The 14,769-nt window shown below is 61.2% G+C and carries 12 protein-coding genes and 2 pseudogenes; 1 reads left to right on the top strand and 13 read right to left on the bottom strand.

The genetic code is table 11. From position 1 onward, the window contains the following. Positions 1-89 precede the first annotated feature (89 nt). From LPA45_RS19830 to LPA45_RS19795, 8 genes and pseudogenes are all read right to left on the bottom strand, one after another. Entirely contained in the window at positions 90-452 is a 363-nt protein-coding gene (locus tag LPA45_RS19830; protein ID WP_367395097.1) for a hypothetical protein, read from the bottom strand. After that, on the bottom strand, positions 449-2,332 hold the full coding sequence (locus LPA45_RS19825) for an integrase (RefSeq protein ID WP_367395096.1): 1,884 nt from the start codon (positions 2,330-2,332) through the stop codon (positions 449-451). Before LPA45_RS19825 ends, LPA45_RS19830 begins: the two co-directional genes overlap by 4 nt. Beyond that, the gene (locus LPA45_RS19820; protein WP_367395095.1) at positions 2,329-4,209 is read right to left on the bottom strand and encodes an integrase; all 1,881 of its coding nucleotides are present in this window, start codon (positions 4,207-4,209) and stop codon (positions 2,329-2,331) included. The genes LPA45_RS19825 and LPA45_RS19820 overlap by 4 nt, the downstream gene beginning before the upstream one ends. Beyond that, on the bottom strand, positions 4,206-5,654 hold the full coding sequence (locus LPA45_RS19815; RefSeq protein ID WP_367395094.1) for a site-specific integrase: 1,449 nt from the start codon (positions 5,652-5,654) through the stop codon (positions 4,206-4,208). The genes LPA45_RS19820 and LPA45_RS19815 overlap by 4 nt, the downstream gene beginning before the upstream one ends. A gap of 83 nt (positions 5,655-5,737) precedes the next feature. After that, positions 5,738-6,712 (bottom strand): annotated as a pseudogene (gene istA, locus LPA45_RS19810) (IS21 family transposase); the annotation flags it as partial. 765 nt (positions 6,713-7,477) lie between these two features. Next, positions 7,478-8,479, bottom strand: a complete 1,002-nt coding sequence (locus LPA45_RS19805; RefSeq protein WP_147316357.1) for a hypothetical protein — start codon at positions 8,477-8,479, stop codon at positions 7,478-7,480. Positions 8,480-8,579: 100 nt separating this feature from the next. Continuing rightward, on the bottom strand, positions 8,580-8,867 hold the full coding sequence (locus LPA45_RS19800; RefSeq protein ID WP_082818915.1) for an H-NS family nucleoid-associated regulatory protein: 288 nt from the start codon (positions 8,865-8,867) through the stop codon (positions 8,580-8,582). Between the two features lie 417 nt (positions 8,868-9,284). Beyond that, positions 9,285-9,485, bottom strand: a complete 201-nt coding sequence (locus LPA45_RS19795; protein WP_062799349.1) for a hypothetical protein — start codon at positions 9,483-9,485, stop codon at positions 9,285-9,287. Between the two features lie 632 nt (positions 9,486-10,117). Here LPA45_RS19795 and LPA45_RS19790 point away from each other — a divergent pair. Continuing rightward, positions 10,118-10,198: pseudogene (locus tag LPA45_RS19790) on the top strand (H-NS family nucleoid-associated regulatory protein); the annotation flags it as partial. Positions 10,199-10,225: 27 nt separating this feature from the next. Here the strand turns inward: LPA45_RS19790 and LPA45_RS19785 are convergent. The 5 genes from LPA45_RS19785 to LPA45_RS19765 form a co-directional block, all read right to left on the bottom strand. Further along, a complete protein-coding gene (locus tag LPA45_RS19785) occupies positions 10,226-11,284 on the bottom strand; it encodes a DMT family transporter (RefSeq protein ID WP_062799347.1) in 1,059 nt (352 codons plus the stop codon). 188 nt (positions 11,285-11,472) lie between these two features. Beyond that, positions 11,473-11,790 (bottom strand): hypothetical protein, encoded by a 318-nt coding sequence (locus LPA45_RS19780; protein ID WP_062799346.1) that lies wholly within the window; start codon positions 11,788-11,790, stop codon positions 11,473-11,475. Between the two features lie 103 nt (positions 11,791-11,893). Then, on the bottom strand, positions 11,894-12,190 hold the full coding sequence (locus LPA45_RS19775) for a hypothetical protein (RefSeq protein WP_062799344.1): 297 nt from the start codon (positions 12,188-12,190) through the stop codon (positions 11,894-11,896). Positions 12,191-12,715: 525 nt separating this feature from the next. Further along, positions 12,716-13,528 carry a GntR family transcriptional regulator gene (locus LPA45_RS19770; protein WP_376790670.1) on the bottom strand — a complete coding sequence of 271 codons (813 nt, stop codon included), beginning with the start codon at positions 13,526-13,528 and terminating at the stop codon, positions 12,716-12,718. 109 nt (positions 13,529-13,637) lie between these two features. Further along, entirely contained in the window at positions 13,638-14,681 is a 1,044-nt protein-coding gene (locus LPA45_RS19765; protein ID WP_116321692.1) for an AraC family transcriptional regulator, read from the bottom strand. Between the last annotated feature and the right edge of the window lie 88 nt (positions 14,682-14,769).

The raw sequence follows: 14,769 nt of genomic DNA, 5'->3' as shown, positions 1-14,769 counted from the left end.
CGTACCGGGAACCTTCCCGAACATCAGGTCGACGCAGGCGAAGCAGCGCAGGGCAGGCGCCCGTTTCGAGCGGGGACGCCCGCACCAATCTAGCGTGGCTGCAGGGGCAGGACGCTACCGCCACGCAGCGCGACCAGTTCCTTGCGCAGGCTGAACACCTGACGCAGCAGTGCGAGTTCACGAGCCAGCGATTCGTCAAGCTGTCCCTGCAGATCCTTCGCGTCGCCCTTCGCGCGGTTCAGACGCTCGGTCAGTTCGAGCTTCGGGCGCCCGGCCTCTGCGTTGGCCGCGTCGATCGCTGCGATCAGTTCGGTGAACTGCGGGCGCGACTTTTTGATGCTGCCCTTCTTGCGGCCCGCCTCGATCGCCACGGTGTCGTTGTTGATCCGCGCACCCTTGCGCTTCTTCAGCCGCTCAAGGGCGGCGTAGTAGTCGGTCATGGCGTCGCTCATGCTGCCTCCGGTTTGATCAGTTTCTCCTGCGCGTCAAGCAGTCGTTGCAGCGTCTGTGCCTCGATACGGTATTCGACGCTCGTCTCATCGACGGCGTACAGCTTCTCGACCGTAACCTGCTGCGCCTTGATCACGCGCCGAAGCTTCGATGGCACGACCACGAGGTTACGGCAGTCCGATTCAAGGCAATCCAGACGCATCCAGTCGAGCGGCATCGACTTGCACTGCTCGACACTGGCGCAGCCGCCCAGCACCGTCTCGCGGTACGCCAGCTCGCCCTTCACGAACATCCTCATCGTCTGCTCGCGCGAGTAGACCGACACAGGCGACGCCTGCACGGCACGGCTCTGTGTCCATGCTGCGTGCCCGCCGAACAGTCGCTCGTCAGAGAACAGCACCTGCTCGGCGTACGCAAGGTACTCGGACAGGCCCTGTGCCCCGGCCCATTCCTTCGCGAAGTGAGTCTTGTCGGTGTCGATGAAGCCCTTAGCAAATGCCGAGCCACGAGCGTAGTACATGCTCATCTCCTGCGTGACGTGCTGCAGCTGACGCTTGAGGGTCGGCAGCGTCACGAGTCCGCTCCGATGGGCATAGAGGGCCAGGGTACGGCGAAGCTGATGGCGCGTGAACGGCCACTGCTGCCCGACCGCGTACTTCGGCTCGTCTTCCCACGCGCGGTGCATGTCGACACGCTTTAGTTCAGCGATGTCCTCGACCGTGATCGTCGGGAAGACGCGCTCACGAAAGGCTTCGATATCGTTATGCACGGTACTCGCCGCCCGGTTTGCTACGTACCCCAAACGCAGCCCCATCCGGCAGAACAGCAGGTGCGAGCCGTCCGTCGATTCGGCGTAGCCCTGCGCGCCGTGCGCACGGTGTGCCTCGCCCGACAGCCGTTGCGCGAGCCTGACGGCACGAGCAGCGATCGGGCTGGTCACCCAGCATGCGCGCCTGGGACGACCGCCCGATAGCTTGGTCGTGATGCCCTCGATCGTGTAGTGCGTCACGCCATCCAGACGGGTCTCGCTCAGGCAGTCGTACGGCAGGTTCTCTGCTTCTGCCGCACGCATGCCGGTGAATGACAGGATGACAAGCTGGCATAGCGCGCCGATCGCCGCTACAAGAAACGGTACAACGTAAGGGGAGTCCTTGCACCCGAAGTGCAAAGCAGTCCTTGCCAGTTCCACAGAGACGCCCGGCCTCTCAGCAGAGTACCTGCGTGCGAGGTAGTCCGACAGCATGTCAGCGACGCCCTCTGCGATGCTGAGGTCATGCTCACAGGCCGACAGGAAGTGCTGGTAGATCCGCGTCGGGATGACAGGGTGTTGCGAGTATCCAGCACGTTGTGCGAAGCGTTCGAGTAGAGGCTTGTGCAGTTTGGCCAGCGGTACGCGCAGCCCTGTGGTCGCGACGCCCAGACGGTGAAGCTTTACCAGAATCGAATGAAGAATCTGGGCCTTCGTCTCCATCCCGGTTTGCGCCGCATAGTCCAGAACAACAGCGACAGTGGACAGGCCCTCGTAGAGCGTAAGCTGACGTGCGGCGGCAAAGAACGTGAACGCCCTCAGGTGATTTGAACGAGCGTGAAGCGTACCGGACGCCGGTACCGTATCAGTCGCTTCGTGCATCTGAAAGTACATCACCTGCTTCCACTGACGCGTAGTTGCCTCTGAAAGGGTGCGACTCGCGCCGTCAGGCAGGTGCCCCCTGAAATGAACGTGGGTGCGACGCAGTCCGATCGTATATGCCTGGATGTCCCAGGCGTCGTCACCAAACAGCGAAACAGCGTTCCCGGCCTTGTCGCGCGTGACCACCGTATCGTCTTCGACCCGATACCAGTCGGGGCACTCAGCGATCGGCGCGATCAGCGTGTTGTTCATGCCACCCCCAATTCGTAGAGCTGGTCGAGCTTGGCCGACCAGAAAGCGTCAAGATTGCCTTTGATATCAACGTCCTGCTCGATCTGATCGACCAGCGCGGCGTCGCGCTTACGCAGTTCATCCAGCAGGAAGTCAACGCGCCGCAGCACGGCGCCGAACGAGCTGTCGTACTGCTCGATCGAGTCAGCACGCCCGCTCACGAGCCTGACGCAGTGACGGCAGCTCAGCAGCTTGCGGATGTCGGTGGCGTCGGCGTGCACGCGGTACTGGTTGCAGAAGAGACATCCTTCGGTCGAACGGCAGTCAGGCTGTACGCTGATCAGGTCCGCGATCGGTGCAGGCTTGTGGAACTCGATGCAGACGCCCACCGCGCTCCTGATGCTGCCCGCCGGGTCGTTGCCGGGCTTGAGCACGGTCTTCTCGACCGAAGCGAGGAACGCGCCCATCTCAGCCTTGTGCGCGGCATCCGTGCCGTTCGAGTACGAGCGCAGCGCCGTGTCCAGCGAGTGCCCCATCAGCCTGGCTGCGATGACGGGGCCGTGGTTGCTCACCGCCCAATCCTGTTTCGCCGCACGCCATTGACGCGCGCTGATGCGAGGCAGCACGATCCCGAATGTGTCGAGTCGACGGTGAAGCTGAACCAGAAACTGGGGTGAGAGACACACTAGCTGTCGTCTCTGTGCAGAACACCCGACGACCATAAACAACGCGTCGCAGTCTGCGTCCTGCACCAGATACTCGCGCAATGCCAGATACGCCTTGAGCTTCGGCATGAAGCCCAGCGAGACGGTGAATGTAACGTCCCTCCCGCCTGCACGATACTTGACCTCACGAAACTTCTGACGTGCAACCGACGCATCCTGCAGGCTCGCGGCAAGCTCCGGGCTCCACTTCATGGCCAGCAGTTGTGCGGGGTTGACGCCCGTTTCGGCCAGAAACAGCGCGGCAAAGCAAAGGACCGCCATCGAAGCGTGTGAGCGACGGATCGGTGACTGTGCGTCCTTGTTCGCCGCCGCGAGATGTTTAGCCGAAAACCAGGCGACATCCCGTGAACGCTTAAGAGGATCTTTAGAGCCAGCCTTAGCCATGCGCGTTATGAGTTCTTCCCGGGTGCGCGGCTCCCCCGTTTCCAGATTCCAGCCAGCCGGGCCGTGAGAGGTGTCGCCTTCACGATGGTGATGTCTGTGCGGAACAAGGCAAAGACTCTCGCCTCGCGCCGTGCTCACTCGCCACGGGTACGGCTTGAAGTCGAGCACCAGCGTGCTGATATCGCTGAAGAGCGCGTCAGCCCAAGCTAGCAGGGCGGCCTGTGCCTCGGCATCAGGGACAGCGGTAGGCACAGAAGCATCCAGTTGACGGCGTAGCGCCCTCTCATCGGCGCAGAAGTCATCGTTTCGGAATAACTCACGTAGCATCGACAACAGATAACGCTGATTGGTGCCGACGGAATTGCGCTTCAGGTTGCCCAGCGAGACCTGTTCGCGCTTCTCACGGAAGTAACGATGAACCGCCTCCGCCGTAGCCTTCTCGTCACAGAGCACCTGATGCAAGCCCTGCCTGTCGGCCCAGTTGACGAACTCAAGCACGACGCGCAAATACATGGCGATCGTCTCCGGGCGCCTCGTGCCAGGGGCCATACGCCCGGAAAGCTGGGTCACCAGCAGACGCACGACCCTGGCGCGTTCGCTGCAGAAGCTTGTTTGGTCGAAAGTGCGTCGTGTGCGCTGCCGGCTTGACGTGTCACGCGCCAGATAGCAGATCTGGCCGATATCGGAACGTCTGCTCATGCCTTCCCACCTGAGCAGCACGCGCTCGGGATGCAGAAGCAGCGTGCCCTCCGCGAGCGGCATGTGTACTTCCTCGTACTGTCGGCTCATGGTGCCACCGTAGTGTCGAGGGTGCGGGTGACCAGCGTCGACAGGTGCGCACCCCAGCCATCCTGCACTGCGTCGAACAGCTTGCGATTCTCGCGGTAAGCGAGGTAGCGCTCGGTCGTAGACGGTTGTACGTGCCACATCAACTGCCGCAACTGATCGAGCGCCCGCGTGTACTTCGTCTCATTCGCTGTCATCGAGTCGACCATGTTCAGCCCGAAAGTGGCACGCAGGTCGTGGAAGCTGAACTCGTACCTGGGGTTGTCGAGCCGCACGCGCATCATGGGCAAGAGTTCGTCCCTGATGAACTGGCGCACGGCCTGCCCGGTCTTGACGTGGCGACGCACCTGCGGGCCAGTGCTGACCGGGTCGCGCGACCCGCGGTCCTCGTAGAGTGACGCACCGCGATGGCTTAGAAAAAGCGGCCGGTCGGGGTGATCGCCGCCGTCTTCCAGTTGACGACGCTTGCGCGCGCGATCGCTGTGCACGTAGATGTACAGCCGTTCGTAGAAAACGCGCGGCAGGTGCAACACGCCCTTGACACCGCCCTTCGTGTCGATGCCGGTACCCGGCCCGCAGGCGAGACGGATGTCGTCACCGTGAAACTCGCCCGGCTTGCGCATTACGTGTTTCGCGCGCACGGTCAGTACAGTCTGGATGCGAGCGCCCGTCAACAGCGCGAACAGATGAATGAGCGTCATCTCGGTGTTGTCGAGAGCGGCTAACGATTCAAGTAGCACCGACTGCTCGGAAGATGGGAGCGGGCGCAAGCGACCGCCGTCCTGAATGTGATCGTCCCACGGGTCTTCGGCGCGCCGACCACTTATCGCCAGGTCGGTGGTCTTGACCTCGATCGCGCTGCTGAAGCCTTTCTGGTCCCTGAACTCGATGAAACGGCCAGATTCGACCCACGGCGCGTTCGCGGGCTTGAAGCCTGCCTCGCTCATGAGCCAGCGATAGAAGCGCACTACGGCGCCCATACGACGCCTGGCGACGCCCGGAGACAGTTCGGCTGCCTGCACGGCCAGCCTGATCGAGGCGCTGTAGCGGTAGGTTGGACGTTGCCGCTTGTTCGCGGGGAACGTCAGCCAGTCGACGCCCTCGTCATCCAGATAGCGACGGAATGCCACCAGGTCGTCTGAGATGCTGGCGAACGTCAGCATGTTGGGCGACGACTTCGACTCCATCATATCGATGAGCCAGAGGTTCGCCTCAGCCCACGGCGCACCATCAGCGAGTCGAACAACAGGAAAGAGAGGGAAGGTGCCTGCGATCCACTGCGCGCGGGCGTCGCGTCGCCTGCCGGTGTCGGGGTCCGCGAGCGGGACCGTGTGATAGATGGTGCCGCCCTCGGGGGTGGTGATACTGACCGGCGTCGCGCCGGGTGTGTCGCGGTCAACGACCTCGGTCAGCGGCAGTTGCCGGATGGTCGTTCGTCTTGCCGTCATCGTGCAGATCCTCTGCTGTGTTTGTGCGGGTGTCCGCTTTAACACAGCCTGCGAGTATCATGAAATCGTTCCTGGCTTGCGCATATCGTGTAGTCATTCAGATCGAAGCGCACATACGGTGTCTTGCCGACCTTGACAGCCAGTTGCAGTTCGCATGGATAGGGATTCTCCGGCAAGGCGAGCAGGCTGGGCTGCTCGCGGGAGAACGCCTCGCGTACGCTGATCGTCGGTTCTTCCCGGCAGGGACGATCGGCCGCAAGTCCCGCACACCAATGGGCGGCTTGGGCGTTGAGCTCATCGAGGTCGGTCACGGTGCGTCCGGCGAAGAAGCTCTCGCGTACATAGCGGATGGCGCGCTCGACGCGCCCCTTCTCGTTGCCACGGGCGACGGCAACCGGCCGGGGCTCGTAGCGGTGATGCGCCGCGAACGCGAGCAGTGTCGGATGGAAACGGATCGCATCGCCCTGGCGTTCCAGCACGGCACTCTTCAGGTTGTCGTAGAGCAGGACCCTGGGAAGGCCGGACCAGGCTTCGAAGGCACCGGCATGGCCGGCCAGGAAGCTGTCCATGCGTGCATCAAGGTAGAAGCGCAGATAGATCTGCCGCGACCATGACAGCACCATCACGAAGGCCATCAGCGGCCGGCGTGCGCGGCCGATCTGCAGATGGCCGAAGTGACCCCAATCGACTTGCCCTTGTTCGCCCGGCAAGGTACGCAGACGCAGATAGGCTTCCGGCTGTGGGCGCGGCCGGTGCAGCGCGATCATGTGCCGGAAGTGGTGCTGGCTCCCGCGGTAGCCGCGTTCGGTCACCATCGCATACAGGCGGCTGGCCGTGAGCGACGGGAACTTCTTCAACGTCTCATGGATGAATGGCAGGTAGGCGTCGATCTGCGACGGCCGCTGCACGCTGCCAATCCTGGGCAGGCCGGCCTGCGCCAGCACACGCTGGACGGTGTCGCGGTGCACATGCAACTGGCGCGCGATGGTGCCGGCGCGCCATTTCTCGACGTGGTAGTAACGCAGGATCTGGGCTTCAAGTTCTACTCCAATGGTCATGGGTCGTGTCCTGTGCGGTCAGTCGTACGAACATCACGGAAGACCCGACGACGCAGTGGTCCGAGGCGGACAAAGCCCGAATATGTGCAACGGCAGAAGTGGCAATGCTCAGGCACCGGTGTTGAGGCGCCAGCGGGCGCCGGTGCTCTGGCCGGCGTCGTCAAGGTCAGCGGCAGTAGAGCATCGGCGGCCTGCGCGGCGGAACCCTGATGCGTCACTTTCTTTTGGCGACAGCGGTAGCGGCGCATCCGCTCCGCGTGCGCCAAGCGGCCGCGGCGGCTGCGTTGATAGCGCTGAGCGGCCTCGCGCAGGCTGGCGCGACGCGCTGCTTGCGAGCAGCCGCCATTGCAGTAGATCTGACCGCGGTCGCAGCGGCGGCAAACAACGACCTGCGCCCGGCAATGGGCGCACACAAAGAGGCGGCCCGTGGCCGGCATCGGCGATCCCCCAGTCATGCCGAAACGGCCTCGACGGGATGGACGAGCCGTGCCATACTGGCTCGGCACGCGCGCCCTTGGCACGAGTGGGGCACGACATCGGGATGAACTTGGCGGTTTGGACCGGTGTCGTGCCTGTTTCTTTTCGGCGGTAAAGCCAACCTTTTTACCGCATCCCCACTGCGACGTCACCACCTTGCGGAATGCCCATCACCGGGCGCGTCTGCACTCGCCCTACGGGCTCGCTCCGACGCGCCCGGTGGCCACCTTCAATATCGAATCAGAAGACCTCGAGACAATCCTGCAATGCAGGAGTTGCTCCGCATCTTTAAGCCGCGCCGCCGTTTAGTGCCGGTTTTAGACAGCCATTCACAGGGGTGGCCATGGGGCTTCCAAATCCCAATCTCGCGAACCCCAAACGTTGATGATCCAGATGGAAGGCGATGTGGGCATTGCGTGCTTCGCTGGGATGGGCGAATGGCAGATACTGATATGCGTGGCCACCGGATTGAAATTCCAGGATTCCGCCAGCTAACTGCTCGGTGATGGCCATGATTCCCCCCGGCCGGTGGACCCGCGTGCGTTGTCTCAACAGTCGCCAGGGCGAGTCTCCCCAGGACATGATCGTTACGTCGTCAGGGTGGTAATGCGGGCGCGTACCGGCCAGTAACGCCTCGAAGCCGTTCAGACAGCCAGCGTAGCCCGCTTTCACAGGGCCAGTGACGCGTTCATCGGGCGCGCGGTAGTCCGGGTAGATGTTGACGAACAGGAGCGTGCCCAGTTTCCCGGACAATAGGGGCTCGGTCACGGCGGCGAAATAGCGCCTTGCGACGGACTCGTCGTTGTCTGGCAAGAGATGCAGGCCATCCTGCCGCATGGGCCAGTTCAGCCTGTGTGGCTTACCCTCACGCTTGGGCACGATCGGATACCAGTCGTGGCCCACGATGATCACCAGGCGGCGCACCGGGGCTTTGCCGTAAGTGCGATGCAGAGCGTGGTCCGTCCAGGGACTGATGCCGAAGCTAAAGCCAAGGTCGTGCTGCCTGCAGAGCGCTACCATGCGGGCGGCCAGCGCCGGCGCCGATATGGCGCGGCCGTTCTGCACCTCGGTATCGAGTTTCTCCACGGTTGTACTGAAGGACTCGTACTTTTCGAGCGTTGCCCGATGGAAATCCGACGTTAGGTATGACCATGGACGCGTCCGCGCGGTATCCCAGTAGCTCGCTAACTCCGGGGTAATGCGAGGAAAGATCTCACGGTAAGCCTCGATGATTCGCTGCGCACCTGTACGGTCGTAATGCATCGCTCTCGAAGAAGTATCGACTGGCATGGAGTTCTGGGAACTGTTCTTGGCTTTCTATGCAAGGTGAAGCAAGCGGTGCGCTGGTCCGCAAAGTCATGCCGACAATCACAGCCGCGATAAGCGCATCCTATGGCTTTACACGAAAATGCTCGATCGACTGGCCAGCGTTCACGGCGCGCTGCAGCCAGTCCGGCAGATCGCCGTGACCATCCCACGCGTGGCCATAAGCGTCTCGGAAGCAAATCGGACGGGCGGAGGCATTGGCGAGCGACGCTCCTTCAGAAAAGCAGCCTGCGTTCTGCAGGTCGGCCAGATGCAGGCCATATCTGGCCATTTGCGTCTTGATCCATAGGATCGTCTCGGCGCGCTCGCGCAACAGTTGGGTGTCGGAATCCTGGAGAAGGGCAGGAGGCATGCTGGCGAAAGAGCTAGGGTCGAAGCATCAGGAAAGAAAGGACGTTCGGAAGGCACCCGCCGGACAGGGCAGGGCATCGGGGCCAGACGCAAGAGTATTCTAACTGGTGCGCCACGCCCCAGGTCTACGCCTGACCTCGCCCGCAGCTAATGCCTGCGAAGCGACTGCCTAACGCATTCCCGCATTAGCGGCAATCAATCCGATAGAGACGGGTCAACCCACTTTTGTCGGAAATCACTGCCACATATCATGAATTGATAGTCCGTCCGCGCGAAAGATGGCGTGCGCGGCCCAAGCGAGGAGGTAGGCCATTGGACGGGAATTGAGGATGAGCAACGGCGTCAGACTACCGCCGTCCAGAGGGCCCAGACGTACGTGGGGGTTGGGTTGCCGGGGCGCGGCGGTAAAACCAAGCCCTTATCGAATGCTGCGGACGGCTTCGAGCATCGAGTGTCCTTGGCTGGTCAGGCGAGGATAAGCACTGCCACTATCATGCCCGTGTTCCATCGTGACCAGCTTGTGGGCTAGCAAGCCGTCCAATTGATCAGGTTCGAGATCATCGATATCGTGCGCATCGCCAAGCAAGAGTAGCGCAGCGATTTCGTGCGAACTTAGCATGGTGGCCTCCTTTGCCGGGGTCGGAAAATGGAACCTACGATAGCTGGTCCGTGGATCGAACTCCACGAAGGATGAGGGGAATGGAAATGGACTCGCCGGTGTCAGGGACACGCAGGACGCGCACACCGAGGGGCCACCTTAAACTGATTTTTTGCCGGAAGCAAGTTAAGACTGTGCTGCATCGCAGCGCGGCTTTCGCACCAGTGGTCGCCAGCCTGCCGAGCGATTCCGCTCGAAGCTATGGCCACGCCGCGGCTGTGAGGGACTTTTCGCAAACTTGATGGAAGAGCTGATGCTGTCCTGCACACAGACCTCACCGTCCAAGATGCCTCCCGAGGGTAGGGCAAATCCGAGAGTGGACTTCGTTCGACAATGTGGCTCGCACGACATCAAAGGATAGTCAGCGGCAGCCAGCTTTGACGGGCCCGCCAGCGAGCCAGCCAAGGGATGCCTCCGGCTTCCACCATAGTGGATCCTAATGACCCGAAAAAGTCAGCGCAGCATCTTCTCTCACTTATTATCGGTCATTGCTTCACGTTGATCCTCCTGGCCCAATTTTCCTTGAATTCAAGTGGCATTACATTGAGGCTTTCCTATTGGATTGAGCGCCCCTGATGATCGTGTCAAAAGAAAAGACTTGGTCCGGCCGTGGTCGCCAACCGGCATGGCTTGGCAAGAACCCCAAAAGGTTCCTGATCGCAGAAGAAGCCTAGGTAAGAACGGTATTCATCTCGGCCACTTCAGTGCGAATGTCTGTGATGAATATCCGGATAGTGAGGATGCTTGTGAACTATCGGGGCATGCCTGTGGGCATGCGTGTGCGGCTCCAACCCGTCCCACGGAAAATCATGCTCATGCTGGTGATGTTCGTCGTGGCGGTGGGCATGGGTGTGTTCCATCGCCTCGTGGATATGCTCATGCTCGTGCCGTTCCCGCAGATGCAGCCACACGCCTAACGCCATCAGCGCTGCAGCAAGCCAAAACAGGACACTGGGTATCTCCGGCCATAACGCGAAAGAGATCGCCACGCCAAACAGTGGTGCCACCGAGAAGTAAGCCCCCGTCCTGGCGGTACCAAGGTGGCGAAGCGCGATCACAAACAGCGCCAAGCTCACACCATAGCCAACGAATCCGATCAGCAGCGCCGATGCCAGCGGTAGTCCGGCCGACAGCTTGGCGCCGGCTGCCAGTGCGAATCCGGTATTGCATGCACCTGCCACCAAGCCCTTCAGGCACGCGATCAGGACGGCGTCATTCGATGACACCTTGCGGGTAAGGTTGTTGTCGATTGCCCAGCATCCGCAGGCTGCGACGATAAGCAGCGCACCCGGGGACAAGGCGGCGGCCTCTGGTTGCCAGGACAGCAGGACGCCTCCGGCAACGATGGCGATCATGCCGAGCACGATTTGCCGGTCGGCATTCTCTTTGAACACAATCCAGGCGATAAGCGCGGTGAAGACGCCTTCGACGTTCAACAGGAGCGAGGCAGAGGCGGCGTTCGTGACGACAAGGCCGGTCATCAGAAGCGCCGGACCAGCAACGCCGCCAGCCAGGATCGCTCCCAACAGCCATGGAATCTCGTGACGTGGGATTGGCGGTTGCGATGGCGGCTGGTTAGCAGGCTTCCGAGCAAGCCGTCTTAGAAGCAGGTATCCACCTAGACCCAAACCGCTCCCCAGATACAACAGGCCCGCTAGCAACAGTGGCGAGACAGAACCCGTCAGGGTTTTGGCCAGCGGCGTACTTGCTCCGAACAGTAGTGCAGCAGCGAGCGCGGGGGCGGCAGAACGAATGGACATGTCAGACAGTGCGATGGCAACAGTTATGTTTCAACAAACGCTGCAAGAAATTTCGCCTCCCGCCGGCAGGTGGCCCAGCAGGATCATTGAACATAACGGTTGTGCGATTTTTGCATTGCATAACCATGCAGGGCGGGCGGTTTAGGCAGCGCTTGGCCCGGCGACTCCGCAAACGTCCTCATGAAGGACTACTCGGGCCCGCGGACGATTTCTCCCCACGAATCTAAAGAGGTCGCGGTTGTTCGCTTCACCGGGGCGAGGACTTGCAGCGCGATGCTAACGAGTTGGACCGGCCTGATGAGTTCGCGGTCCACATCGTGAATTTTGGCTTCCGTGGTATAGATGGCTTGCTGGTCTCCTGCAGTTCGCCACGCTTCCTTCAAGACGGCGTTGTAATGCCCGGTACTTTGCGTACCGCTACCGTCATTGCTGATATCGACAGCAGCAAGCAGCGTAGCTGCTTCCTCATCGCCGTCTGGCAGCAGTTCAATGCGTACCCGCAACATAGTGGTTCCTTGCCTGATTGGTTCACCGGATGGGCACCTTAATGCGACGCGCCTTCCGTATCAAAGACGGAGGGCGACCGAAAAGGGGGGCACGAAGGCGTTGCTACTGGGCTTGCTCCATGTCGATAAGCTTGGCTCGAAGTGTTTCGACGAGCCAGCAGAGGAAACTTTCCCATCCTTCCCGGGTAATGGCTAAACCCTTGCCACCCTCGACCAGAACGCAAGTTGAGAGATCTCTGTCGGTAAGATCAGGCTGCAGAAGCAGCCAACGAGCAAGGATGCTCTCCAACTCGTACGGGACGTCATGCAGGTAGAGGTAGGAGCCGACTTCAGTCTCGACGTAAGGAAGCCCGGCCGGCAGCCAGGCCGACAAGAGCCGCATCTTCTGTTGCAGTGACATAGCAGTTCTGGCTAAGACAGCCCGTTCCGTTCCCATCTGTGATGGTAAAGCGGTTTTCAGTGGGCGAGTCAGAATGTTGGCCGAAGTGACCTTAGAGGGAGCCACGCACGGCTGCCAGAGCGCTGCCACCTGAACGTGAGCCAGAGCGCTGACACCCGAACGTGAGATGGCCGGGTCGAAACCGTCCAGGACCTCTCAGCCGAAGATTTCTTCCCGAGCGGGAAGTTTTGCGTGCTTGTAGAGACTGTGCCGCTTGGATCTTCCCGAACGGGAAGAAAATCCGCGCCCGAACCCAAGTCAGGCAGCTAAACCGCGACGTAAAGCCGTACGGAAAAGATAAAAAGTGCCTCATAGATCAATGCATGACACTTTTACGTCGAGTTACCGGACAACTTTACGTTAGAGGATTATTTCAACTTTGCCAAAACCGGACATTACAACTTTGCCGCTACATTTTTGTTTCGCATAATCTATCTTATGTTAAATGCAAGGCAAACCAAAGAGATGCGCCATGGTCCCCGGAACTCAGAAACCCTGGACCGCCACTGCCTCGCGGCGGACCCCACCCTTGTCCTTGTGAACGCCGGATGATGACAAGGCTCGGATGGCAGCTTCGCGGGAATTTGCGATGCGCTTGTGCGCGGTCTGCAGGACCGCATCGATGTCTCGCCTGGTGACAGCACGCTGCAGCGCACGCCAGGTCTTCAAGGAATTTTCCAGCGAGCCCGGATGGCATTCGAGCCCCAGCCGGACATAGCGCAGGACCCGCAGCGAGATGGAGTTCAGCAGTTCCCCGACCAGCCGGTTGCTCGTCAGGTCTGCCATGGCCATGTTCGCGATGAAGGTCACGCTGATATAGGCGTCTACCGATTCTTCGACGGCCTTGCTGAACTGCGGCATGAACTTTTCGAACCAGGCGTCCAGCGCGTCCGCGCGCTCTTCCACCAGTTGCCTGAGCAGGATTTCAAACAGCGCATCCCGCACGACGTAGATATCGCGCAGATCCTGGGCGTTGGGCTCGGTGACAATGGCGCCGCGCCGCGCGCGAAACTCCACCAGGCGCTCCCGCTCCAGGATGCGCAAGGCCTCGCGGACAGGAGCGCGGCTGACTTCCAGCACCTCGCAAATGTCATTTTCAAGCAGGCGTTGGCCGGCGTGGATTACGTCGAGCGTGATCAGGCCCGCCAGCCGCACTGCAATCTGATCAGCGACCGATGCCGACCAGTCGCGCCCATGCATCAGCGCCTGCTCAACTGCCAGCATGACCGGATTCTGCGGCGTTTGCGGCGCAAGCAGCGACTGCAGGTCTGGCGTGTTGGTAGTCTTGAGTCGAGCCATGCGCGGCGCATCCTTCCGATATACGTTGTTCAGTTTTTGTCGACAATATTAAACCGCGCAACCGGCTGGAGGCAACCAGGACCCGTGCCTGGCATGGCTTCGTGAAGCGTTATGCGTTGTCCACCGGCAGAGGTGCGGCCTGCCGGCGCACGGCACCGCGTGCCGCCCTGCTTTCCTTGGGGCTGCAGCCGAATTGCACGTGATACCAGCGCGAGAATCCACTTGGCGCGGAGAAGCCGAGCAGGGTCGCCACTTCGGTCAAGGGACGATCGCTTTCGATGACATGGCGCGCGGCGAGTTCGATGCGGACGTCGTTGACGATCGAAGAAAAGCTCTGCCCTTCATCCGCAAGCCGGCGTTGGACCGTTCGGCACACCACGCCCAGATGGTCCGCCACCTGTTCGATGGTGCAGCGCCCGCCGGGCAGCAGCAACAGGATGATGCGCCGCACGTCTTCGAGCATTGTCACCTGCCGGCAAATGGCGGAAGCGTCTACCAACTGTTGCGCATAGCGCGCCATGGCAGGATCGGCGGAGGAATTGCGGGCATCGAGATCGGCCTTGGGGCAGATGATGCAGTTGAATTCATGGTCGAACTCTACGCAAGGCCCGAAAAACCGCTGGTGCGTACTGAGGTCGCGTGGCGCGGGATGTTCAAAGCAGACGCGCCGCGGCACCCAGTCGGGGTTGAGCAGTTGGCGTATCAACCGCACGATGACCCCGAGTGCGAGTTCCACCCGTTGGCGTGTGGGCTGGTGTGCATTGCCGGCGATAACCGCCTCGCGAATGATCACCAGTCCGTCGCATTCCTCGACCGCCAGCGAGAGCGCACTGTTGAGCAAGGCTTGATAGCGCATCAGGATGCGCAGCGAATCGCGCAGGGTCGCCTGGTCGCGGATCAGCAGTCCTACCGGCCCGAGATTGGACAACAGGCGCGACTCGGCCATGCATAGCCCGAAGCTCTCGTTTCCTGACAGGGTTGCGGAGGCGTGCAGCAGTCGTCCGACACGCTCCACCGGAATCATGAGGTCCGGATCGCGCAGAACGCTAGGACTCAAGCCGGCGTCAAGGAGCATTCGCACCGGGTCCAGTCCGGCAGCCAGGGCGACCTCGCTGTAGTTGGTGAGGGCCGCGGCGCGGACCAGTGACGACATTGCAGGGGCGAGTAAAACAGTGACATGGAATGATAAAAGCCTGTCATGTACTGTCAAGCGGGAGAAACCCGTGGCGTCCAAACTCCAA

This window comes from Cupriavidus sp. Agwp_2 (genome assembly GCF_040784895.1).
In the GTDB taxonomy this organism is placed as follows: Bacteria; Pseudomonadota; Gammaproteobacteria; order Burkholderiales; family Burkholderiaceae; genus Cupriavidus.
Note: the sequence above shows the minus strand (reverse complement) of the source record. Positions and strands in the feature narration are given on the sequence as shown.